20 protein-coding genes are annotated in these 20591 nt (G+C 65.0%); 5 read left to right on the top strand and 15 right to left on the bottom strand.

Annotated features, from left to right (window positions below):
* Positions 1–23: 23 nt before the first annotated feature.
* A complete protein-coding gene (locus tag ACYVNQ_RS23020) occupies positions 24–533 on the bottom strand; it encodes a flavin reductase family protein (RefSeq protein WP_460905037.1) in 510 nt (169 codons plus the stop codon).
* Between the two features lie 249 nt (positions 534–782).
* Here ACYVNQ_RS23020 and msrA point away from each other — a divergent pair, with 249 nt between their 5' ends.
* Positions 783–1337 (top strand): peptide-methionine (S)-S-oxide reductase MsrA, encoded by a 555-nt coding sequence (gene msrA / locus ACYVNQ_RS23015; RefSeq protein WP_460905036.1) that lies wholly within the window; start codon positions 783–785, stop codon positions 1335–1337.
* 160 nt (positions 1338–1497) lie between these two features.
* On the opposite strand, the gene ACYVNQ_RS23010 is transcribed toward msrA, so the two are convergent.
* The 3 genes from ACYVNQ_RS23010 to pdxH all read right to left on the bottom strand — a co-directional run bounded on the left by ACYVNQ_RS23010 (position 1498) and on the right by pdxH (position 5011).
* Positions 1498–2919, bottom strand: a complete 1422-nt coding sequence (locus tag ACYVNQ_RS23010) for a DUF72 domain-containing protein (RefSeq protein WP_460905035.1) — start codon at positions 2917–2919, stop codon at positions 1498–1500.
* An 83-nt stretch (positions 2920–3002) separates the two neighbouring features.
* Positions 3003–4217, bottom strand: coding sequence for a class I SAM-dependent methyltransferase (locus tag ACYVNQ_RS23005; RefSeq protein WP_460905034.1), 1215 nt, complete (start codon positions 4215–4217; stop codon positions 3003–3005).
* A gap of 155 nt (positions 4218–4372) precedes the next feature.
* Complete coding sequence (gene pdxH, locus ACYVNQ_RS23000) at positions 4373–5011, bottom strand: pyridoxamine 5'-phosphate oxidase (protein WP_460905033.1); 639 nt, start codon at positions 5009–5011, stop codon at positions 4373–4375.
* 246 nt (positions 5012–5257) lie between these two features.
* Here pdxH and tcdA point away from each other — a divergent pair, with 246 nt between their 5' ends.
* Positions 5258–6109: a tRNA cyclic N6-threonylcarbamoyladenosine(37) synthase TcdA gene (tcdA, locus tag ACYVNQ_RS22995; RefSeq protein WP_460905032.1), complete on the top strand. Its 852-nt coding sequence runs from the start codon at positions 5258–5260 to the stop codon at positions 6107–6109.
* A 284-nt stretch (positions 6110–6393) separates the two neighbouring features.
* Here the strand turns inward: tcdA and trxA are convergent, their stop codons facing one another.
* The 11 genes from trxA to tsaE all read right to left on the bottom strand — a co-directional run bounded on the left by trxA (position 6394) and on the right by tsaE (position 17679).
* Positions 6394–7242, bottom strand: a complete 849-nt coding sequence (trxA, locus tag ACYVNQ_RS22990; RefSeq protein WP_460905031.1) for a thioredoxin — start codon at positions 7240–7242, stop codon at positions 6394–6396.
* A gap of 142 nt (positions 7243–7384) precedes the next feature.
* A complete protein-coding gene (locus tag ACYVNQ_RS22985; RefSeq protein ID WP_460905030.1) occupies positions 7385–8266 on the bottom strand; it encodes a pirin family protein in 882 nt (293 codons plus the stop codon).
* Positions 8267–8374: 108 nt separating this feature from the next.
* Positions 8375–8851, bottom strand: a complete 477-nt coding sequence (locus ACYVNQ_RS22980; RefSeq protein WP_460905029.1) for a hypothetical protein — start codon at positions 8849–8851, stop codon at positions 8375–8377.
* 109 nt (positions 8852–8960) lie between these two features.
* The gene (locus ACYVNQ_RS22975; RefSeq protein WP_460905028.1) at positions 8961–9803 is read right to left on the bottom strand and encodes an AraC family transcriptional regulator; all 843 of its coding nucleotides are present in this window, start codon (positions 9801–9803) and stop codon (positions 8961–8963) included.
* An 8-nt stretch (positions 9804–9811) separates the two neighbouring features.
* Positions 9812–11185, bottom strand: coding sequence for an MFS transporter (locus tag ACYVNQ_RS22970; protein ID WP_460905027.1), 1374 nt, complete (start codon positions 11183–11185; stop codon positions 9812–9814).
* Positions 11186–11200: 15 nt separating this feature from the next.
* Complete coding sequence (locus tag ACYVNQ_RS22965) at positions 11201–12097, bottom strand: diiron oxygenase (RefSeq protein WP_460905026.1); 897 nt, start codon at positions 12095–12097, stop codon at positions 11201–11203.
* Between the two features lie 23 nt (positions 12098–12120).
* The gene (locus ACYVNQ_RS22960) at positions 12121–13029 is read right to left on the bottom strand and encodes a TauD/TfdA family dioxygenase (protein ID WP_460905025.1); all 909 of its coding nucleotides are present in this window, start codon (positions 13027–13029) and stop codon (positions 12121–12123) included.
* Positions 13016–14656, bottom strand: a complete 1641-nt coding sequence (locus tag ACYVNQ_RS22955) for an AMP-binding protein (protein WP_460905024.1) — start codon at positions 14654–14656, stop codon at positions 13016–13018. Before ACYVNQ_RS22955 ends, ACYVNQ_RS22960 begins: the two co-directional genes overlap by 14 nt.
* Positions 14653–15336 carry a thermostable hemolysin gene (locus ACYVNQ_RS22950; protein WP_460905023.1) on the bottom strand — a complete coding sequence of 228 codons (684 nt, stop codon included), beginning with the start codon at positions 15334–15336 and terminating at the stop codon, positions 14653–14655. Before ACYVNQ_RS22950 ends, ACYVNQ_RS22955 begins: the two co-directional genes overlap by 4 nt.
* Positions 15337–15541: 205 nt before the next feature.
* The gene (locus ACYVNQ_RS22945) at positions 15542–17152 is read right to left on the bottom strand and encodes an N-acetylmuramoyl-L-alanine amidase (RefSeq protein ID WP_460905022.1); all 1611 of its coding nucleotides are present in this window, start codon (positions 17150–17152) and stop codon (positions 15542–15544) included.
* Positions 17134–17679 carry a tRNA (adenosine(37)-N6)-threonylcarbamoyltransferase complex ATPase subunit type 1 TsaE gene (tsaE, locus tag ACYVNQ_RS22940; RefSeq protein ID WP_460905021.1) on the bottom strand — a complete coding sequence of 182 codons (546 nt, stop codon included), beginning with the start codon at positions 17677–17679 and terminating at the stop codon, positions 17134–17136. Before tsaE ends, ACYVNQ_RS22945 begins: the two co-directional genes overlap by 19 nt.
* 17 nt (positions 17680–17696) lie before the next feature.
* On the opposite strand from tsaE, the gene queG reads away from it, so the two are divergent.
* From queG to xerD, 3 genes are all read left to right on the top strand, one after another.
* The gene (gene queG, locus ACYVNQ_RS22935) at positions 17697–18995 is read left to right on the top strand and encodes a tRNA epoxyqueuosine(34) reductase QueG (RefSeq protein ID WP_460905020.1); all 1299 of its coding nucleotides are present in this window, start codon (positions 17697–17699) and stop codon (positions 18993–18995) included.
* A 64-nt stretch (positions 18996–19059) separates the two neighbouring features.
* A complete protein-coding gene (locus tag ACYVNQ_RS22930; protein WP_460905019.1) occupies positions 19060–19536 on the top strand; it encodes a methylated-DNA--[protein]-cysteine S-methyltransferase in 477 nt (158 codons plus the stop codon).
* A complete protein-coding gene (gene xerD, locus ACYVNQ_RS22925; protein WP_460905018.1) occupies positions 19533–20468 on the top strand; it encodes a site-specific tyrosine recombinase XerD in 936 nt (311 codons plus the stop codon). Before ACYVNQ_RS22930 ends, xerD begins: the two co-directional genes overlap by 4 nt.
* The last annotated feature ends 123 nt before the right edge of the window (positions 20469–20591 follow it).

Genomic DNA, 20591 nt, shown 5'->3' with positions numbered 1-20591 from the left:
GCTGCTGCGCCGTCGCTCAGATCTCAGAGCGGCTTGAGCGTATGAAATCCGCCGTTCTGAAACACCAGCGGCGCAGCCTCCGCGGTGGCGTCGTGCACGCCGCAGCGCTCCACTTCCCCGACGAAAATCACGTGGTCGCCCTCTTCATAGCGGCTGCGGTTGTGGCATTCGAACCACGCCAGCGCGCCGTCGAGCACCGGCATGCCGCTGTCGCCGGCCGCATGCGACACGCCTTCGAAGCGATCGCCCTTGACGGTCGCGAAGCGTTTGCACAAGTCGATCTGCGACGCGGCCAGCACGTTGACCACATAATGACTGTTGCTCCGGAACACCGGCATCGATGCCGAGCGTGTGGCGAGACTCCACAGCACGAGCGGCGGCGTCAGCGATACGGTATTGAACGAGCTGGCGGTGATGCCGATCAGCGCCCCCGAAGGCGCGCGCGTCGTAATGACGGTGACGCCGGTCGCGAACTGGCCGAGCGCATGACGGAAAGCGGCGGCGTCGAAGTTGGGCGGCTCAGCGCGCTTCATCGTGCGTGATGCTCCTGCGGCAGCGGGTTGACGAAAGAGCGGGCTGCGCCGATGGCAAGAATGGGATGGAAAGTCATGTAGAAATTTGACGAATTGGCCCAATTTTAGCGGAATCGCAGATCGGCCAGGACAGTGACCAGCGCTTGGCATAAGGCGGTTGCAAGCTGCGGGCTATGCGGTAGCGTGCATTGCCGCATGGTATGGATGGTGCATCGGTCGCGAGACGGACCTTATCAAGGAGCGAGCAGCATGAGTCAGACAGTCGAAACCGCCACCCTTGGCGGCGGATGTTTCTGGTGTCTCGAGGCGGTTTATCTGGACGTCGACGGGGTCACCGCGGTGGAATCCGGCTACGCCGGCGGGCAGGTCGATCGACCTTCGTACGAACAGGTCTGCGACGGCAACACCGGCCACGCGGAAGTCGTGAAAGTGGAGTTCGATCCGTCGCGGATCAGCTATCGGGAGATTCTCGATATCTTCTTTGCGATCCACGATCCGACCCAGCTGAACCGTCAAGGCAACGACGTCGGAACGCAGTACCGTTCGGTGATCTTCACGCATTCGGATGCGCAGCGCGATACCGCGTTGCAGGCGATTCGCGAGATCGGCGAACAGCGCATCTATGATGCGCAGATCGTCACGCAGGTGCTGCCGCTGGACGGCAATTACTTTGCGGCCGAAGCCTACCATCAGAACTATTTCGAGCAGCATCCGAACCAGGGGTATTGCTCGTTCGTGGTGGCGCCGAAGGTCGCAAAATTCCGCAAGACGTTTGCGCACCGGATCAAGAGCGCGCGGGCGTGATGCGGGTATGAAGCGGGTATGAGGCCGGCGGCGCGGCGCGAGTGACGGTGGATTTCACCCCGTACGGCGCGGGGTGAGTGGCGGTGGGTTTCACCATGGGGCGAAGCGCGAGTGGCGTTGGTTTTAACGTACCGCGCGGCGTCAGCGGACTCGGATGTGACTAGGCGCACGCGGCTGCAATGGCCGCGGCGCCTTTTTCGTTTTCATCGCCAGGCCGCGCACAGGCTGCGGCGATTTCGCGGGCAAGCTGCACGCAGGACAGCGGCGCCGACCCCTCCGCCTTGTTGTTGACGGCGATCAGCACCGGCTGACCGGCTATCGCATAGCGTGCGGCGAGTTCGGCGAGCGCGGTGCGGGTGGCGGGGTCTTCGTCGACCAGTTTGTCGAACGGCTCGTATTTGGCCTTGGCCTGCTCGTACTTGAAGCCGCTATGCAGACTCCAGCGCACGATCAGCGGCCCGGCGGGCGTTTCGTCGAGTAGCGCCAGCGCCGCGGCTTGCCGCAGCGGGTCGGGCATGCGCGCATGCAGGCCGACGCAATAGCGCACGCCGGCTGCTTTCAACATGCGGATGAAGCGTGGCGTCAGCAGGCAGGCGTCGCGGATTTCGATCGCGTAGCAGGTGCCGGACGACGCAGCGCCGGATGCCCCTTCGGCGGTTCCCCCGGAGGCGCCTTCGGCTAGCGGCGGCAGCGCGGCGAAGAATGCCGCCAGCTGTGCGATGAATTCAGCGGGCCGCGCGAGCAGCGTGTCGGGCAGCGGCGAGAACTGGAACACCAGCGCGCCGGCTTTCGCACCGAGGCCATCGAGGCACGGCCGCACGAATTCGTCGGTGGCCATCTGCGCGTTCAGGAAGCACGGATTCGGCGATACCGGCTCGCCGCGCTCGGCACGCACGGTGGCGTCGGTGATCAGGGCCGGCGCCTTCACGATAAAGCGAAAATGGTCGGGCACCTGCTGCGCATAGCGCAGATATTCGCTCACCGTCAGCGATGAATAGAACGACCGGTCGATGCTGACCGTACGCAATAGCGGATGCGCGCCGTAGGCAGTCAAGCCTTCGCGCGACAGCTTGCTGTTGCTGTATTCGTCGCCATAGACGATGCCGTGCCAGCCAGGAAACGACCAGGTCGACGTGCCGAGGTGGACGTTCGGCGGCAACTGGGCTGCGAGCGCAAGTGCTTCGTCGGAGGGTTCGGCAGCGGTTACGCCCTTGCTGCGGCGTTTCTTTGCGGGCGCGGTGGGTGTGGTGGGTTCTGCAGGTTCGATGGCTGCGGCTGCGGATGTGTTGCTGGCCGTGCTTGTGCCCGGCATCGCTGCGCTTTCAGCCGGCGCAAGACCGGGCGCTCGAAGCGCAGATTCTGCTACAAGGTCGTCTTGCCACAACGAAGCAGTTGCCGCAGCCCGAGCCTTCGGTTCGCCCGCTTCGCGAAGCGGGGCGCTCGCGCGAGGCGATGCTGACGCCTGAGCCTGATCGTGTTTCAGCGGCGGCGTCGAAGCCGCGGCGCTGTCGTCCGCCGGTTCGCCGAACATGTCGAGCTGTTCGGCCGGCACGTCGCGGTTATGATCGCGGCGTTCTTCCATCGCTTCCCTGGGTTGTTCTTCTCAACGCGGCGTTGCGCCCGGCTGCCGCACAGGCAGCCCGCACAACGCCGGGCGCAGGCAGTTTACCGCGGCTGATCGTAAATATAGCGGCGCGACCACGGCAAGGTCGTCGCGCTGCGGCCAGCCTTGCGACAGACCACCTGGTAAATCGACACGTCGTCGTTCTCGAACGCGTACGCGCAGCCGGCCAGATACACGCGCCAGATGCGGAATTTCTCGTCTTCGACCAGCTTCTTCGCCTGTTCCGCCTTGGCTTCGAAGTTGTCGGTCCAGATGTCGAGCGTGCGCGCGTAGTGGCGGCGCAAACTTTCGACGTCGAGCGCCTCGATGCCGCCACGCTGCATCGCCTCGAGCACGAGGCCGATGTGCGGCAGTTCGCCATCCGGGAACACGTAGCGGTCGATGAACTCGCCGCCGCCGAGCGAGGTTTCGCCGCTGTCGGCATCACTGGACGTAATACCGTGATTCATCGCGACGCCGTCGTCGGTCAGCAGCTCGCGGATCTTCTTGAAGTAGCCCGGCAGGTTCTTGCGGCCGACGTGCTCGAACATGCCGACGCTGGTGATGCGGTCGAACTGGCCCTGCACGTCGCGATAATCCTGCAGGCGGATCTCGATCTTGTCGGACAGGCCCGCCGCCTTGACGCGCTCGGTAGCCAGATCGAACTGGTTCTGCGACAACGTGACGCCGACGCACTGCGCGCCGAACTTCTGCGCCGCGCGCAGCACCAGTGCGCCCCAGCCGCAGCCGATGTCGAGCAGTTTCTGGCCGGGCTGCACCTGGATCTTGCGCAGGATATGGTCGATCTTCTTCAGCTGCGCGGTGGCGAGGTCTTCATCGCCGTTCTCGAAATACGCGCACGAATACACCATGTTCTCGTCGAGCCACAGCTTGTAGAACTCGTTCGAGACGTCGTAGTGATACTGGATGGCTTTTTTGTCCGACGACTTCGTATGATTGAAGTAGCGCGTCACGCGGGCGAGCTTGCTGGCGCTGGTCACGGTGCTGCGCGCCAGCGAATAGCTGACGTTGATGATGTCCGAAACCTTGCCCTCGATATCGATCTTGCCTTTGATATACGCTTCGCCGAGATTGTCAAGGCTCGGATTGAGCAGCAACGGCAGCGCCGACGCGCTATTCACCTTCAGTGTGACTTGCGGCTCCGCGAATTGCCCGAAGTCGTGCTTCTGGCCATCCCACAGAACGAGACGGGCGGGCAGGTTCGCGTTGGCCCGGACTTCCTCCACCCATTGCGCCAGCTTTTTCTCCCAGAACATTCGATCTCTCCGTTAATTCAAAAAAATCAAAGCCAAGCCTGGCGAATTGGCGCACCCATTGGTAGTGCTTCGCGTGGCGCGGGTGCGCCGGATCCGTTTGGCGCATGCGGCTCAGCGGAGCCGCGCAGTCGCCGGTGTCGTGCCGGTATTCGGTCTTACGGCGACAGGCGCTCGATTCGCCAGGCGCCGCCTGCGCTGCGTATGAAGCGCAGGCGGTCGTGCAGCCGGGAAGGGCGTCCTTGCCAGAATTCGATTGCGTCGGGTTGCAGGCGATAGCCGCCCCAGAACGGCGGGCGCGGCGGATTTTCGCCGTACTGCGCGCGGATCTCGGTCTCGCGCGTCTCGAGCACGGCGCGGCTTTCAATCACCTGACTCTGCGCTGAAGCCCACGCACCGATGCGCGACGCAAGCGGCCGCGACGCGTAGTACGCATCGCTCTCTGCGGCGTCGGTCTTGTCGATGCGGCCTTCGATGCGCACCTGGCGCTCGAGCTCGACCCAGTGGAACAGCAGGCTTGCGCGCGGATTGACGGCGAGCTCTTCGCCCTTGCGGCTCTCGTAGTTGGTGAAGAACACGAAGCCGCGCTCGTCGACGCCTTTGACCAGAACGATGCGTGCCGCCGGGTAGCCACGCGCGTCGACGGTGGCGAGGGTCATCGCATTGGGCTCCGGCAGCCTGGCGTCGACCGCTTGTGCGAACCATTTTTCGAACTGGCGAATCGGGTCGCGGTCGATGTCGGCTTCATCTAGTGAGCCGAGCGAATAGTTTTTGCGGAGTTCGGCAAGGGAGCTCATGTTCTTATGCAAGCGCTACAGTGGGGCCAGTATAGCGAATGACGCGTTTTCTTGCGCCGGATGTGCGGCGCGCCGGTTGGCGCCATCACACGCTATACGGCCCGGCACGATGGGCCGGACAGACCGGAGGTAGTACGGCAACAAGCTGGCAACTAGCTGGCGGGAAAGCGCCGTCGTGCAATCAGGCAAAATAGAGGCTTCGCTTTTGCGGCCATCGCCGCGCCTGCCTCACCCAAGCCACCCATCATGCAGACCGATCACGCCGCCGCGCCTTTCGATGTTACTACCAGCCACAGCAGGAATGAAGCGGACCGCGCGCGCCGCTTTGGCGGGGTCGCGCGGCTGTATGGGCCGGCGGCGCTCGCGGCCTTCGAGCGGGCTCACGTTGCGGTGATCGGCATCGGCGGCGTCGGCTCATGGGCGGTCGAGGCGCTGGCGCGCAGCGCGATCGGCAAGTTGACGCTGGTGGACCTCGACAATATCGCCGAGAGCAACACGAACCGGCAGATCCATGCGCTAGACGGCAACTACGGCAAGGCGAAAGTCGACGCGATGGCCGAGCGCATCGCGTTGATCGATCCGCAGTGCGAGGTGCACGTGATCGAAGACTTCGTCGAGCCGGACAACTTCGCCGCGGTGCTGGGCGGCGGCTTTGATTACGTGATCGATGCGATCGACAGCGTGCGGACCAAGACGGCGCTGATCGCGTGGTGCGTCGAGCGTGGGCAGCCGCTGATCACGGTTGGCGGCGCGGGCGGGCAGCTCGATCCGACGCGCATTCGCATCGACGATCTGGCGCAGACGATTCAAGACCCGTTGCTGTCGAAGGTGCGCGGACAACTGCGCAAGCAGCACGGCTTCCCGCGCGGGCCGAAGGCGAAGTTCAAGGTGAGCGCAGTGTATTCGGATGAACCGCTGATCTATCCGGAAGCGGCCGTGTCCGACAACGATGCGCAGGCTGACGAGGTGGTTGCGTCACCGGGGCCGGTCGGGCTCAACTGCGCGGGCTTTGGTTCGAGCGTGTGCGTGACGGCGAGCTTCGGACTTGCCGCGGTCGCACATGTGCTGCGGGAGATTGGGCGGCGCGCGGTGGGGTGAGCTTGCGCTCTTTCGTTCGCTTGTCCGTTCGTTCGCGTAAGTGCCGGAAAGGGCCGTTTGCGGAAGCGGTGCGCGGAGATGGTGGGCGGCGGGACCTGCGTAGTGTGGTTATGCGGCCACGCGGCTTTGCGGATATATGCTCATGCAGCCATGCAGCCATGCAGCCATGCAGCCATGCAGCCATGCAGCCATGCAGCCACGCAGTTGCGCAGCCATCCGGACGTGCGGCGCTGCCGGTGTTTCGGCATACGCCGCACGCCTTGCTGCTTGCCAGGCGGCCTGGCCTAGTTCAGCGCCGCGCCCAGTGCGCGCCGCCACTTCGACACGAGCTGCGGATTGTGCGCGGCCAGGTCGAACACCGACAGCATCGTCTTGCGGGCGATATCGTCGCGGTACGTGCGATCGCGCTGCACGATGGCTAGCAGATGCTCGAGCGCGCCTTCATATTTGTGCCGTGCGATAAACGCGCTGGCCAGGTCGAAGCGGGCATCGAGGTCGTCCGGATGCTCGGCGACGCGGGTTTCGAGCGCGTCGGTGGGCGGCAGGTCGGACGCTGCGTCGACCGCATCGATGCGGGTCTTGATCGCGTTAAAGCGTGCGTCGATGCCTTGCGTGGTCTTCGGCGACAGCAGTTCGACCTGCGCTTTCGCTTCATCGATGCGGCTGTCGGCAAGCAGCATTTCGATCAGATCCATGCGAGCGTCGTCGAAGCCGGGGTCGAAGGCGAGCGCTTCTTTAAGTGAGTCGTAAGCGTCGTCGCGCCGGCCCTCGGCCAGTGCCTCGCTGGCGGCTGCGCGCGCTGCATCGGCGCCGTCCGGCACCAGCCGGTCCAGAAACTCGCGCAACTGGCCTTCCGGCAGCACGCCGATAAATTGATCGATCGGCCGCCCGTCGGCAAACGCGACGACGTGCGGGATGCTGCGCACCTGGAAGTGCGCGGCCAACTCCTGGTTCTCGTCGACATTGACCTTCACGAGCTTCCACTTGCCTGCGTATTCAGTCTCGAGCCGCTCGAGCATCGGACCCAGCGTCTTGCACGGGCCGCACCACGGCGCCCAGAAGTCGACCAGCACCGGCGCGAGCGTCGATGCGGCGATCACGTCTTTTTCGAATGTGGCCAGGGTGGTTTCCATTGCAACCTCTCGTCAAACAGTCAGGCGGGGTAAATAAGGGCAGGTGCCGCGAGTTCAATATAAGCGAAGTGCGGATGGAGCGGCGGAGCGAGCAGTGCGGTTAGTGGCAGACCCGCGTCAGCTCATTGCAGCCCGCGGCCGATCACTGCGGCTTGCGTTCCGGCAGCGGGATCCACTCGGTCTCGCCCGGCACCTTGCCCATTTGCTGGTTCGTCCACGCTTCTTTCGCGTGTTCGATCTTGTCGCGCGTGCTGGCCACGAAATTCCATTCTATAAAGCGCTCGCCTTCGAGCTTCTCGCCGCCGAGCACCATCACCCGTGCGCCGTTGCTGCTGGCAAGCGTGACGGTTTCGCCGGGCGTCAGCACCGCCATCGTGGCCACCTCGAGCGGTGTGCCGTCGATCGACAGGTCGCCGTCGACCAGATAGACGCCACGCTCGTCGTGCTCCGGCTCGAGCGCGATCGCGCTACCCGCTGCGAATTCCGCGGCCACGTACAACGTGCCGGAAAAGGTGCGGGCTGGCGCAGTATGGCCGAAGGCGCTGCCCGCGATCACGCGCAGCGTGACGCCGTTGCGCTCCAGCTGCGGTAGCGTGTCGGCCGCATGATGCTCGAACGACGGTTCGGTGTCTTCGTCGGCAAGCGGCAGCGCGACCCACGTCTGGATGCCATGCACGGTCGAGCTGTTGACGCGCTGGTCTTCCGGTGTGCGCTCCGAATGGACGATGCCTTTGCCCGCGGTCATCCAGTTCACGTCGCCGGGGACGATTTTCTGCTCCGACCCGAGGCTGTCGCGATGCATGATCGCACCTTCGAACAGATAGGTGACCGTCGCGAGGCCGATGTGCGGATGCGGGCGCACGTCGATGCCGATGCCGGCGGGCAGCGTGGCCGGACCCATATGGTCGAAGAAAATAAATGGGCCGATCAGACGCGCGGCCATCGCAGGCAGCACGCGCCGAACCGTCAGATTGCCGATGTCGCGCAGATGAGGCTTCAAAACCGCTTTGATCGATGAAGACATGACGAGGCTCGGGGCAAGTGGGGCTGGATGGCCATTCTAACTGCCCGTTGCGAGCGGCGCCTTTTTAGCTGGCTGCGGCGTGCCTGTGGGCACCGTGCCGCGCGGCCGTCAAGGTATGACCGTGCGGTCGAGCCAGCCGATCGACAGATGCGTATGCAGCAGCATGACGGCGAGAATCAGCAGCGTGCAGAGCGATTGCGCAACCACCGCGCGGTGCAGCCGGTCTGCCTGCGCGCGCCACCCGGCCGCGCCGGGCTGCAGGCGTTGCAATGCCGCGCTGGCGGGTTCGCGCACGCGCTTTTCGATGATCGACTCGACCACGAAAACCGCCACGCTCAGCACAAACCAGCCTTGCAGGGCCGCGTGCCAGCCGGCGAGCCAGAACAGCACGAGGCCGGTGAGCAGGACGAGCCAGCCCGACACGTTGTAGCAGGTATCGGTGGCGTCGAGCCCTTTGAGCAGCAGGGTTTGCGTGCCGGGCTCGCAACGCTTCAATCCGGCCGACAGCCACGGCGCGAAGATCAGTGGACCGGCCGCGGCGACTGCGGCCAGCGCATGCGCGAATTTGACGAGAGCGTAGTTCAAGGCATTCCTCTTCAGTACGTGACGAACGTACCGAAGATACCGATGCGGTGTCTTGCCGCACAGCGGGGAACACGACAACGCATCGAATGGGGCCGACAAGCGTGTTGTGCTATGACGCTGGGCTATGGTCGTCGTCATGGGCTTCGACGACACCTGCATCGTTTGCATGATGCGCATCGTGCGTGCCACGCGCCGGTCTCAGACGCTTGCGTACCCGGCTTGGACATTCGTCGCTGAAGCGCCGAAACCAGTGGCCGAACGAATCGCCGGACGCGAAGCCGAGCATCGTCGCCAGTTCTTCGTTCGATGCGCCCTGCGCGAAGCCGCGCCATGCTTCGGCGAGCAGCAGCCGGTTGTGCCATTCGCGAAACGTCAAACCGGTATCCCGGCGCAGCAGCCGGGCCAGCGTGCGGTCGGTCGCGCCGACCAGACGCCCCCAGTCGGCGAGGCTTCTGCGCTGTGCGGGATTGGCGATCAGGCTGTCGGTGACTTTCTTCAGCCGGGCGTCGTGCGGCAGCGGCAAGGTGAGCGTGCTGCGCGGTACGCACTGGAGCTCGCCGAACAGCACGTCGAGCATGCTGTTGCGGCGCGCCGGCGTGAGCGCCGCATGCGGATCGGCGAGCCGTTCGCACAGTGCGACGATCAGCGGCGACGCATCGATCAGCTTGATGCCCGGCTCGAAGCCGTCGCAGGCCGCCGCGGGGATGTACAGCACCAGCAGCTCGACCCGCTCGTGGGCCGCGCCCCAGTGCACCGTTTCGGGCGGAATCCACACGGCCATGTCGCGCTTGAGCAGCCAGCGCGCGTCGCACGTATGGCCGTAGAGCACGCCATTTTTTACCAGCACGAACTGCCCGAGGCGGTGTTGATGCGGTTCGCTATCCTGTTCCGAGAAGCGGTCGAGCGTGCGCGTGACGATTGTGACTTCCTGCTGCCAGTCTTTCCAGTCCATGTGTACCGCTAAGCATGATTCATGTCGTACCGCGCCGGCAGCAGAAGGGCGGCCGCGAGGCCGGCCAGCATCAGCGCACCGAGCATGGTAAAGCATGTCTGAAACGACGCCCCGCCGGCGATGCGCAGTTGCAGCGTGCCGAGCGCGTTGATCCCGAGCGCCGCGCCGAAGTTGCGCAGGAACTGGATGGTCGAGGTCCACGTGCCGAGGCGTGGCGCGGGCGCGCGGTTCTGTGCATAGACGAGCGTGGTGGTGGCGGTGAAGCCCATGCCGAGGCCGATCAGGGCCAGTGCGGCCGCGCTCAGCAAGACCAGCCGATGCGACAGCGCGAGCGGCATCACGAGGCATCCGGCGCCGAGCAACAACATGCCGTACGACGCCATCCTGCGATAACCGGCGCGGGCAAGCCGGCCGCCGCACACGGCAGCGCCGACCACCCAGCCGAGCGCCGCCATCATGATCAGCATGCCGATGGAAAGCGAACCGCCGGCGAACTGCTGCAACGCGAGCGGCAGCAGTGTGACGGACGCGTAAAGCCCGGCACTGGACAACAACACGAGCGCGCTGGCTGCCAGCAGCGTGCGCTGCCGCAGAAACTCGAGCGGTATCGGGCTGAGTTCTGCGCGCGGCCGCAGGCGGGCCACCAGCAGAATGCACGCGGCCGTCGCGGCGACCAGCAGGCCGAAGCGCCACTGCGTGGCGTGAGCCGGTTCGGTGATCAGAAGCAGCGCGCTGCATAGCAGAACCATCAACAACGCTTGCGCGGGAAGATCGATGTGCGTGCTGCCGGCGCGCTTGCCGACTGGCGGCGCGAGGCAGAGCATCAGCAGCGCGGCAAGCCCGACCGGCAGATTGAACCAGAAGATCGCGCGCCAGCCGAACCCGGTGGCGAGCAGGCTGCCGAGCAACGGACCGGCCACCGCGGAAAGGCCCCACACGCTGCTCAGCATGCCTTGCATCTTGCCGCGGCGTTCGGCGTCGAACAGGCTGCCGAGCAACGCATACGACAGCGTGATGATCGCGCCGGCGCCCGCGCCCTGCAGCACGCGTGCTGCGATCAGCAGCGGCATCGACTGGCTGAGCGCGGCACCTGCGGAGGCTATGAGAAACAATGCCAGCGCCGCTTTCAGCACGGTCGAGATGCCGAGCCGGTCCGCACATGCACCGGCTAGCGGCGCAACCAGCGCGACCGGCAGCAGGAAGCCGGACATGATCCACGGATAAAGCTCGGGGCGTCCCAGTTCGCTGCTGATCGACGGTAGTGCCGTGCTGACGATCGTGCTGTCCACCGCAGCGAGGAACAGCGCGACGACGACGGTCGCAACGCTGGATCGGCTGCCCCGGTCGCTGGTTTTCTGGATATCGAGAGCGGCTTCTTTCATGGTCATCGGTCGATATCAGCCTGCATGCACGACGGACGACGACGCAAAGCCTCGCAGGATCGCGGCGGTTTCGTCGTCGAGGTGCTCGTCCACTTTGCGGATCAGGTCGCCGGATTGCACGAGCTTGCGAAACCGCAGCGTGATGTCGAGCTGGGTTTGCGCGGCGGCGTTGTTCTCGGTGTAGTCGAGGTCGAAGGCAGCCTTCACGGTGGCCGCGCTCGCGATGGCCAGCTGCGTATTCAGCGCTTCGGTTTCGTCGATCAGCTGGTGCATACGCGCGCGTTCCACCGTGCTCAACCGGGGCACGATTTCGTCGAACACCGCGTGGTCGCACTGGATGTGGCGTGCTTCGTCGAGACCGTGAAAATGCAGTAGCTGGGTCAGAAAGCGGCGTTGCAGCGGGTCGGCCAGTTTCAGCTTGCGCTCGAATACGGTGATCACCGATTCGCCGACGTACGCGGCCGAGCACAGCGCGGCCAGCTTGACGAGCGGCGCATCGTTGCCGCTGTACAGCTCGACGCGCTGCCGGAACAGGTTGTCCGGCAGCTTGATATCGCGTCCTGCGAGGTGACGTACATATTGATAGAAGCTGTTCGCGTGATTGATTTCTTCGGCTGCGAAGCACGACAGCGCGTGATAGAGACCATCGCCGGCGTTGAACGGCGTGCGCTCGGACTGCAGTTCGCAGGCAACGCGGCACAGCACGGTGGCGACGTGCATTTCGAGCTCCGCCAGCTGCGCTAGCTCCTTGTACAGGTACGCTACCGCCTTGCGTTCCTCACCGGCTTGACCGACCAGCACGCGCGACAGAAAGTCCAGCTCCTCAGGAACGGCTGCGCGTTCCCAGGGCATGCGGTTCGGATGCAGATAGTTCAGGTGCGCGTTCTGGTTGATGTCTCTGAATCGGTTCATGGCAATACCTGCTTGATTTGGGCTCACGAGCGCGCGTACGAAAGCGCGTTGAAAATGCTGCGCGATCGGTCTTCGATCGCGCGCCGGCCGTGCATCACACGTGTGTTGTCGATCAGCACGATGTCGCCCGTTTGCCAGCCGATCTCGGTGGTAAAGCGTTCGCATAGCGCTTCCGTTTGCTCGAGCAGCAGCGCGGGAATCGCGCAGCCGTCGGCAAAGGTGATCACCGGTTTCTCGTAGTGATTCGACGGGCCGAACAGGCTGTTGGCGAAATTGCGGCTTTCGCGCGGGTTGATCCGGCTGGCACGGATTGCCGGCGTGCGAAAGCGGTAGTGAATCGAGCCGTCGTCGTTCGGTACGACCTGTGCGGTGCCGGGCTGCTCGATCAACGCGAGCAGATCGTCGAGGCTTGCGTCTTCGACGCGCGCGAGCGTGCGGCCTCGCGATGCCAGCGCGTGAAACACATAGGTTTTCCAGCGCAGCGCATTGACTCGCCGCGTGTACACGATGTCCTGCGCGCCGAACGCTTCGCGCTGTGTGGCGTTCATGTGTTCATAGACGAGCTTGCCGTCGCAGACGGTGGTTTGCGACCCCTGACTCGGCGCTGACTCGCAATAGAACCAGCACAGGTCCGGCCAGAACGGGCTGTTGCCATTCTCGCAATGCAGGCCGACCGCGTCATATCCGGCGTCGACTTTCTGCGCCGTGTCGCCGTCGAACTGGCGTGCCGGATCGAGACTGATCGTGGTGCTCGTGCAGCGCACCAGCTGCGAAAAATGCCCGATGCCGCGCTGAAAACCGCGCAGCACCAGATAGCCGTGTTCGGCGAGCTGATCGAGCAGATAGGTGGGCGTGAGCCGGCTTGCGTCGCCTTCGTTCAGCGACGTGAGGACGGCACCCGAGCCGGCGTGCGCGGTTTCACGAATGTTCATCGAGTGGCTGGGCCTTGTGGTGAGAGGACAGGAATGAGGCGACCGCATCCCGGCGCGGCCGCCCGGTGACCGTAAAAAGCTGTTCCATCACTTGCGCGGTGTGCTCGACCAGCACCGGCTCCGGGATCTGTTCGATCTCGTTCAGATGCTCGCGGGCGTAGGCGGCGATGGCCTGCTTCGTCTGCTGCTCGTGCGATAGATCCGCGACGACGAAGATGCCGCCGAGAAACTGCTGCTGGTCGCCGTGAACGATCACGTGCAGCACGCCGGGCACCGACCGGTACGCGGACTCCAGCCACTCCGGCGAGATGTTGCGGCCGTTGGCGGTGATGATCAGCGTCTTCTTGCGGCCGGTGATCGTGACGAAGCCGTCGCTGTCCAGCCTGGCGAGATCGCCGGTGTGCAGCCAGCCGCCATCGTCGACCACGCAGCTGCTCGGGTCGTCGTTCGAATAGCCGGCGAAGAGCGAGCTGCTGCGCAGGCAGAGTTCGCCGTCGTCGGCGATGCGCACCTGCACATGCGGCAGAGGTTGGCCGGCGGTCCCGATGCGGTTCGCGCCGCGGCGGTTCCATGTCGCGACGGAGCTGTTTTCGCTAAGGCCATAGCCCTGGTAGACAGGAATGCCGCAAGCCTCGAGCGCGACGAGCGCCGCCGTGCTGACCGGGGCGCCGCCGGCGGCGAGCAGGGGCGCGCTCGGGCGGCCGAACAGCATTTGCATGGGATCGGTTTGCGCCTCAGGCTCACGTACCCTGGTGGCCATCGCTTCGACGAGCGCGGGCGTCAAGGTCAGTGCCGATGCGCGCGCTGCGCGGATCAGTTCGAGCCGATCGGCGGCGACGACGCCCGGGCTGCCGAGCGGCGGCATATCCGCCGGCGGCAGCACCAGTGCACCGCCGGACGTGAGCGGCATGTAGATCGCGGTCACCTGCTCGATCAGCAGGCTCAGCGGCACGAGGTTCAGGTAGCGCTGGTAGTCGTCTCTCGCCGCGCAATGCCACAGCGAACCGACCAGTGCGTCGAGGCCGTGGCGGCGGATCTGTACGCCCTTCGGCTGCGACGTGGTGCCCGACGTGTGCACGATCTTGACGATACAGTCGCGCGCGGCTTGCGGCAGCGGCAACAGTTCGCTAGCCGGCGTGCCGGCGGGTTCGTTCAAGGTCAGGTTCAGGGTGCGCAGCGGCGGGTACGGGCCGGCTTGTTGCCCCGCTTGATGCCCCGCGTGTTGCCCCGGTTGTTGCCCTACTTGTTGCCCGGTTTGCCGCCACTCGTCGATGCGCGCCGCCCCGGCGGCATCGGTGAGTACGATCTTGCAGTGATGCAATAGCCACGCCGCCTGCTGCGCGGAAAAAGCGAGCGGCACCGGAACCTCGATCAGCTCGCCGAACATCAGCGCGAGGTCGGCCAGCACCCATTCGGCGCTGTTGCCGGCCACGAGGCCGATATGCGAATGCGGACCCGCGAGCTTGCGCAGCTTCGCGGCGAGCTGCCGCGCGGCTTCGGTCAGGCTCTGGTACGTGTACATCACATGCTCGTCGAAGCTGCCGTCGCCGCGCGCCTGCAACTGGATCACTGCCGGCGCATGCGGCGTGCGTGCCGCCTGGCGGACGAATTCGTGCAGGACGTTCATGCCGCCGCCTGCGCAAGCAGTGCTTGCGGTTGACCGAAGCGCGCGAATTCGGAAAACACCAGCCGCCCGCAATGCTGGCTGAACAGATGGCCGCAGCGCTCGAGCAGGATCACACCGGTTTGCGGCGCCTGATCGTAATAGCTGCCCCACGCCGCTTTCTCGTCGGCGGAAAGCCGTTCGACTGACGCATTCGACAGGATGTCGAATGGAATCTGATGAAAGCCGAATAGCTTGCGCAAGCGAGATGTAGCGGTGCAGACGATCGCCTCTGCGCCCATATGCCAGACGACGATCGGCAGCAGCCGGATCAGATCCGCAGCGGCCGCCGGCCGGTTCGACGCGAGCGAGCCCACTTCGACGAATTGCTCGCGCGCCAGCTTGCGCTGCGTCAGCTGGAACACGCTGTCGGCGAGCGGCACATCGATATAGCGCTCCGAAAACAACCGCTCGCGCTGCGACGCGAACGAGATGCCGGCGCACGCTGCGAGCTGCCCCGACTCCCTTTGCGTGCTGGCGATAATCACATCCGGGTCTGGCTGGATGCTCGCCCGGTAATTTTCAAGGTAAATGCCCGCGATAAAATCGCAGGCGCTTTGTGCGGCCGTATTTCCCCTGCCGATGACATCGAGTTGCGTGGAATACGCAAGCTCGTGTCGTTGCTTGTGCAGAAAACTGCTCATCTTTTATTGCTCTCCGCGGTTGGCTACTTGATCGCGAGGAGAGACTTTAGATGTGCACGGGAGGCCGAAGAATGTTCGGTAACGACAAAACCCCGAGCAGGACGGACACGCTCGAAGCGGATGACAGAAAGTACAACGGCCGCGTCAGCGGCCGTCGCATCGCTTGTCGGAAGCGCGCGTAACACCTGCGCGCAAAACCTGCGGGTTACGTCATGCGGCTCTTCGCGAGCGGTGGGTTCGCCGCGAAGTAGCGCTTGATGCCGGTCATGATCGCGTCGGCCATGCGCTCGCGGTACGCGTCGTCGTTCAGGCGGCGCTCTTCGTCCGGGTTGCTGATGAACGCGGTCTCGACGAGGATCGACGGAATGTCCGGCGCCTTCAGCACGGCAAAGCCGGCCTGTTCGACCGATCCCTTGTGCAGCTTGTTGACGCCGCCCACTTCCTTCAGCACGAAGTTGCCATAGCGCATCGAGTCGCGAATCTGCGCGGTAGTCGACATGTCGAACAATGCGCGGTTCACTGCTGCGTCGGCGGTCTTCACATTGATGCCGCCGACGCTGTCCGACGAGTTTTCCTTGTTCGCCATCCATTGCGCGGCGGCGCTCGATGCGCCGTGCTCGGACAGCGCAAACACCGACGAGCCGCTCGCTTGCGGCGTGGTAAACGCGTCCGCGTGGATCGACACGAACAGATCCGCGTTCACGCGGCGCGCCTTCTGCACGCGCACGTTGAGCGGCACGAAGAAGTCTGCGTCGCGCGTCATCATCGCGCGCATGTTCGGCTGCCCGTCGATCTTCGCGCGCAGCTTCTTCGCGATGTCGAGCGCGACGTGCTTCTCGTACGTGCCGCTGCCGCCGATCGCACCGGGGTCTTCGCCGCCGTGGCCGGGGTCGATCGCGACCGTCAGCAGGCGTACGGTTTTGCTCTTGCTGCCTTTGGGCGCAGTGAACGAATAGGTGTCGTTGTCGTCGTCGCTATCGTCGTTGCGGGCGATGGCGGGCGGAGCGGGCTGGGGCTTGCCGGTCGGCGTGCGCGGGACGGCCGGAGCGGTGGGCGCGGCGCCTGCATGCAGCGGTGGGCGTGCAACGGGAGCGGCCGGGGCGCCACCTGCGTTGTTGGCGGAATTCGCGCCGGCACTATTGCCAGCGCCGTTGCCCGAATTCGCCGCTGCCTGCGCATCGTTCTGCGCGTACCTTTCAAAGAACGCGTCGCTGCTGTCGCCAGGCGGCGCGGACGGCCCGTTCAGCGTTGCATTGGGCGGCGTGTTCGCTTCGTTGAGCCGCTGTTCCTTGCGCTCGCTTTGCGCGAGCAGGTCCATCAGCGGATCGGGCGCCACTGCCGGATACAGGTCGAACACGAGCCGGTACTTGTACGAACCGACCGGCGGCAGCGTGAACACCTGCGGCTTCACGGAGCCCTTCAGGTCGAACACCATGCGCACCACGTGCGGCTGATACTGGCCGATCCGCACCGACTCGATCTGCGGATCGTTCGGCGCGATCTTCGATACCAGGTCCTTCAAAGCCTGATCGAGATCGAGGCCGCTCAGGTCGACCACCAGCCGGTCCGGACCCTGCAGCAATTGTTGTGTGTTCTGCAGCGGCTGGTCGGATTCGATCGTCACGCGCGTATAGTCGCGCGCCGGCCACACGCGCACGCCGAGCACCGAACTGGCCCACGCGAGGCGCGGCGCGACGAGGCCGAGCACCAGCGTCGAGGCGCCCGCGCGCAGGATCTGGCGGCGCCGCCAGTTGTGCGTGGCGCCGGCTGCGGCTTCAATCGAGCGGAACGGTTTGATCAACATCTTTCGAGACATGCTTTTCCTGATTCGCTATACGCCCGGGCCGTCAGCATGCGCCCCTCGCCGTCGACATCGACAGTGAACACCAGATCCGGCACACCCAGCAGCGTGCCCGCGCGCTGCGGCCATTCGACGAGGCAGATCGCGCCGCTGTCGAAATACTCGCGAAAGCCCGCGTCGGCCCATTCGGCCGGATCGTTGAACCGGTACAGATCGAAGTGATAGAGCTCAAGTTCCCCATCGGACCTCGGTACCGCATAAGGTTCGACGAGCGTGTAGGTTGGACTGCGCACGCGGCCGGCGTGCCCGAGGGCGCGCAAGGTGGCGCGCACCAGCGTGGTCTTGCCGGCGCCGAGGTCGCCGACCAGATGCACCTGCAGCCCCTTGAAGCCCTCTTTGCCGTGGGCGTTGCGCTCGGCTTCGAGCGCCTTGGCGAAGCGTGCGCCGAACGCCGTGGTGGCGGCTTCGTCCGCGAGCGGCACGTGGCGCTCGAGCAGGACTTCGGCGGCGAATTGCGTCGCGTGGTCGGGATGGACAGGCATTCTCGTAAAATGACTTGATGAACCGAAGCCCGCAGCACCCTGTTTCCATGCCCGACTCCACCGGCAAATCGTACGATTCGCACGACGCGCACTCCGCTGCGCCGCTGCACGCGCCGTGTCTTGACGATGCGGCGCTGGCTGCGCTCGCGTCGCGCATCAAGACGTGGGGGCGCGAGCTCGGATTCGGCGACGTGGGTATCAGCGATACCGACCTCGCGGATGCCGAAGCGGGCCTCACTGCATGGCTGGACGCGGGTTGCCACGGCGAAATGGATTATATGGCCAAACATGGGCTGAAACGCGCGCGGCCGGCGCAGCTTGTGGCCGGAACGCTACGCGTGATCTCGGCGCGGATGGCTTATTTGCCCGCCGGCACGGGCGCTGGAAAGGGCCTTGAAAGCGCAGCGGCTGATGTGTCGGACCCGCTGCGCGAGTCGCCCGACGCGCTGCAGCCGGATGATTGGCGCAGGCGCGAGCACGCTCGGCTGGAGGATCCGGCTGCTGCAGTGGTGTCGATTTATGCGCGTGGCCGCGATTATCACAAAGTGATGCGTAATCGTCTGCAGCAGCTCGCCACGCGCATCGAGGCGGAGGTCGGTGCGTACGGCTACCGCGTGTTCACCGATTCGGCGCCGGTGCTCGAAGTGGCGCTCGCGCAGAAAGCAGGGGTCGGCTGGCGCGGCAAGCACACGCTGCTGCTGCAGCGCGATGCGGGCTCGCTGTTCTTTCTCGGTGAGATTTACGTCGATCTGCCGTTGCCGACCGATGCGCTCAGTGCGCCGGAACGCGCGCCGCAAACCGAGGGCGCACACTGCGGCAGTTGTACGCGCTGCATCGACGCGTGCCCGACCGGCGCGATCGTGGCGCCCTACAAGGTCGATGCGCGGCGCTGCATTTCGTATCTGACGATCGAGTTGAAGGGCAGCATTCCGCCGGATCTGCGGCCGTTGATCGGCAATCGCGTGTACGGCTGCGACGATTGCCAGCTGGTGTGCCCGTGGAACAAGTTTGCGAGCGCGGCGCCGGTGGCGGACTTCGACGTGCGGCATGGGCTCGACCGTGCGTCGCTTGCCGAACTGTTCGACTGGAGCGAGGCCGACTTCGATACGCGTATGCAAGGCAGCGCGATCCGGCGCATCGGCTATGAGTGCTGGTTGCGTAATCTGGCGGTCGGGATCGGCAACGCGCTGCGCGCCGACCCGGCGGCCCTTACGCCCGACGCACGCGCCGCGCTCGTCGCTGCGCTGCGGCGCCGCGCGGATGACCCGTCGCCGCTGGTGCGCGAACATGTGCAATGGGCGCTCGATGCCGCGTAAAGTGGCGTAAATTTCCGACGGCTCTGTGGGCTTGTGCGGCAGCCGGTTTTGAAAGGAGATGCAGATGAAGTTCAATGCCGTGATCGATGCGCCGTTCGGCAAGGTCGGCATTCGCGTCGAAGGGGCGAGCGTGCGCGAGATCGTTTACTTGCCCGACTCGATACCCAATGTCGAACCCGACTCACCGCTCGCGAAGCAGGCGGTCGAACAGATCGAGCAGTACTTCGAGCGTGCGTCGGCGAGTTTCGAGCTGCCGCTCGCGGAGATCGGCACTGCGTTTCAGCGGCGCGTATGGCAGGCGATCTGCGAGATTCCGCCCGGCGCCGTGAAGACCTACGGGCAACTCGCGAAGGTAGTCGACAGCCATCCGCGCGCGGTGGGCCAGGCGTGCGGCTCGAACTTCTTTCCGATCGTGATTCCGTGCCATCGGGTGGTTGCATCGAGTGGCATCGGCGGCTTTGCGCATCATGGCGACGACGGTTACTACCGTAACGTCAAGCGCTGGCTGCTCGCGCATGAAGGCGTGGCGGGCTACGCATGAGCGATACGTTGAACGACGATGCACCGGTGAGTTCGCCGCTGCTGGAGGCGAGCGGCGCTTCGATCGACGCGTTCTGCGACGCGTTGTGGCTCGAACACGGGCTGTCGCGCAACACGCTCGACGCGTACCGGCGCGACTTGCGCCTGTTTGCGCAATGGCTGGCGGCGACCCGCAACGGCTCGCTCGATACCGTTGGCGAGGCGGACCTGAATGCCTATAGCGTGGTGCGGCAGCAGGATAAATCGACTTCCGCGAACCGGCGCCTTTCGGTGTTTCGCCGCTATTACGCGTGGGCGGTGCGCGAGCACCGCGCGGTTTCTGACCCGACGCTGCGCATTCGCTCGGCGAAGCAGCCGCCGCGTTTTCCGAAGACGCTGACGGAAGCGCAAGTCGAGGCGCTGCTTGGCGCACCCGATATCGATACGCCGCTCGGCTTGCGCGACCGCACGATGCTCGAGCTGATGTATGCGAGCGGCCTGCGGGTGACCGAGCTCGTGACGCTGAAGACCGTCGAGGTCGGCCTGAACGAAGGCGTGGTGCGCGTGTTGGGCAAGGGCGCGAAAGAGCGGCTGATCCCGTTTGGCGAAGAGGCGCATGGCTGGATCGAGCGCTATCTGCGCGACGCGCGGCCCGCGCTGCTCGGGGCGCGGGCCGCGGATGCGCTATTCGTGACCGCGCGAGGCGAAGGCATGACGCGCCAGCAGTTCTGGAACATCATCAAGCGGCACGCGGCTGCCGCGGACGTGCGCGCGCCGTTGTCGCCGCATACGTTGCGACACGCGTTTGCGACGCATCTGCTCAATCACGGCGCGGATTTGCGTGTCGTGCAGTTGCTGCTCGGACATACCGATATCTCGACGACGCAGATTTACACGCACGTGGCACGCGAGCGGCTGCGGGCGCTGCATGCGGCGCATCATCCGCGTGGGTGAGGGCGGGCGGTGGATGCGTTGTGTGCGCGTGTGCGTTCCTCGTGTGTGTTGCGCAGCATCGGACGTGCTTGCGCATGCACTGGGTGCTGCGCATCACCTGCGCGGGCGGTGTTGCAGCCATGT

This window comes from Paraburkholderia jirisanensis, from assembly GCF_054782355.1.
This window is presented reverse-complemented; position numbering and strand designations above follow the sequence as displayed.

Excerpts from the sequence above, each read along its gene's own strand:
- ACYVNQ_RS22950 (WP_460905023.1), bottom strand. The coding sequence starts at position 15,336 with ATGAGCAGTTTTCTGCACAAGCAACGACACGAGCTTGCGTATTCCACG.
- ACYVNQ_RS22960 (WP_460905025.1), bottom strand. The coding sequence starts at position 13,029 with ATGAACATTCGTGAAACCGCGCACGCCGGCTCGGGTGCCGTCCTCACG.
- msrA (WP_460905036.1), top strand. The coding sequence starts at position 783 with ATGAGTCAGACAGTCGAAACCGCCACCCTTGGCGGCGGATGTTTCTGG.
- tcdA (WP_460905032.1), top strand. The coding sequence starts at position 5,258 with ATGCAGACCGATCACGCCGCCGCGCCTTTCGATGTTACTACCAGCCAC.
- ACYVNQ_RS23010 (WP_460905035.1), bottom strand. The coding sequence starts at position 2,919 with ATGGAAGAACGCCGCGATCATAACCGCGACGTGCCGGCCGAACAGCTC.
- ACYVNQ_RS22965 (WP_460905026.1), bottom strand. The coding sequence starts at position 12,097 with ATGAACCGATTCAGAGACATCAACCAGAACGCGCACCTGAACTATCTG.
- ACYVNQ_RS23020 (WP_460905037.1), bottom strand. The coding sequence starts at position 533 with ATGAAGCGCGCTGAGCCGCCCAACTTCGACGCCGCCGCTTTCCGTCAT.
- trxA (WP_460905031.1), bottom strand. The coding sequence starts at position 7,242 with ATGGAAACCACCCTGGCCACATTCGAAAAAGACGTGATCGCCGCATCG.
- xerD (WP_460905018.1), top strand. The coding sequence starts at position 19,533 with ATGAGCGATACGTTGAACGACGATGCACCGGTGAGTTCGCCGCTGCTG.
- ACYVNQ_RS22970 (WP_460905027.1), bottom strand. The coding sequence starts at position 11,185 with ATGAAAGAAGCCGCTCTCGATATCCAGAAAACCAGCGACCGGGGCAGC.
- ACYVNQ_RS23005 (WP_460905034.1), bottom strand. The coding sequence starts at position 4,217 with ATGTTCTGGGAGAAAAAGCTGGCGCAATGGGTGGAGGAAGTCCGGGCC.
- pdxH (WP_460905033.1), bottom strand. The coding sequence starts at position 5,011 with ATGAGCTCCCTTGCCGAACTCCGCAAAAACTATTCGCTCGGCTCACTA.
- ACYVNQ_RS22975 (WP_460905028.1), bottom strand. The coding sequence starts at position 9,803 with ATGGACTGGAAAGACTGGCAGCAGGAAGTCACAATCGTCACGCGCACG.
- queG (WP_460905020.1), top strand. The coding sequence starts at position 17,697 with ATGAACCGAAGCCCGCAGCACCCTGTTTCCATGCCCGACTCCACCGGC.
- ACYVNQ_RS22945 (WP_460905022.1), bottom strand. The coding sequence starts at position 17,152 with ATGTCTCGAAAGATGTTGATCAAACCGTTCCGCTCGATTGAAGCCGCA.
- tsaE (WP_460905021.1), bottom strand. The coding sequence starts at position 17,679 with ATGCCTGTCCATCCCGACCACGCGACGCAATTCGCCGCCGAAGTCCTG.
- ACYVNQ_RS22985 (WP_460905030.1), bottom strand. The coding sequence starts at position 8,266 with ATGTCTTCATCGATCAAAGCGGTTTTGAAGCCTCATCTGCGCGACATC.
- ACYVNQ_RS22930 (WP_460905019.1), top strand. The coding sequence starts at position 19,060 with ATGAAGTTCAATGCCGTGATCGATGCGCCGTTCGGCAAGGTCGGCATT.
- ACYVNQ_RS22955 (WP_460905024.1), bottom strand. The coding sequence starts at position 14,656 with ATGAACGTCCTGCACGAATTCGTCCGCCAGGCGGCACGCACGCCGCAT.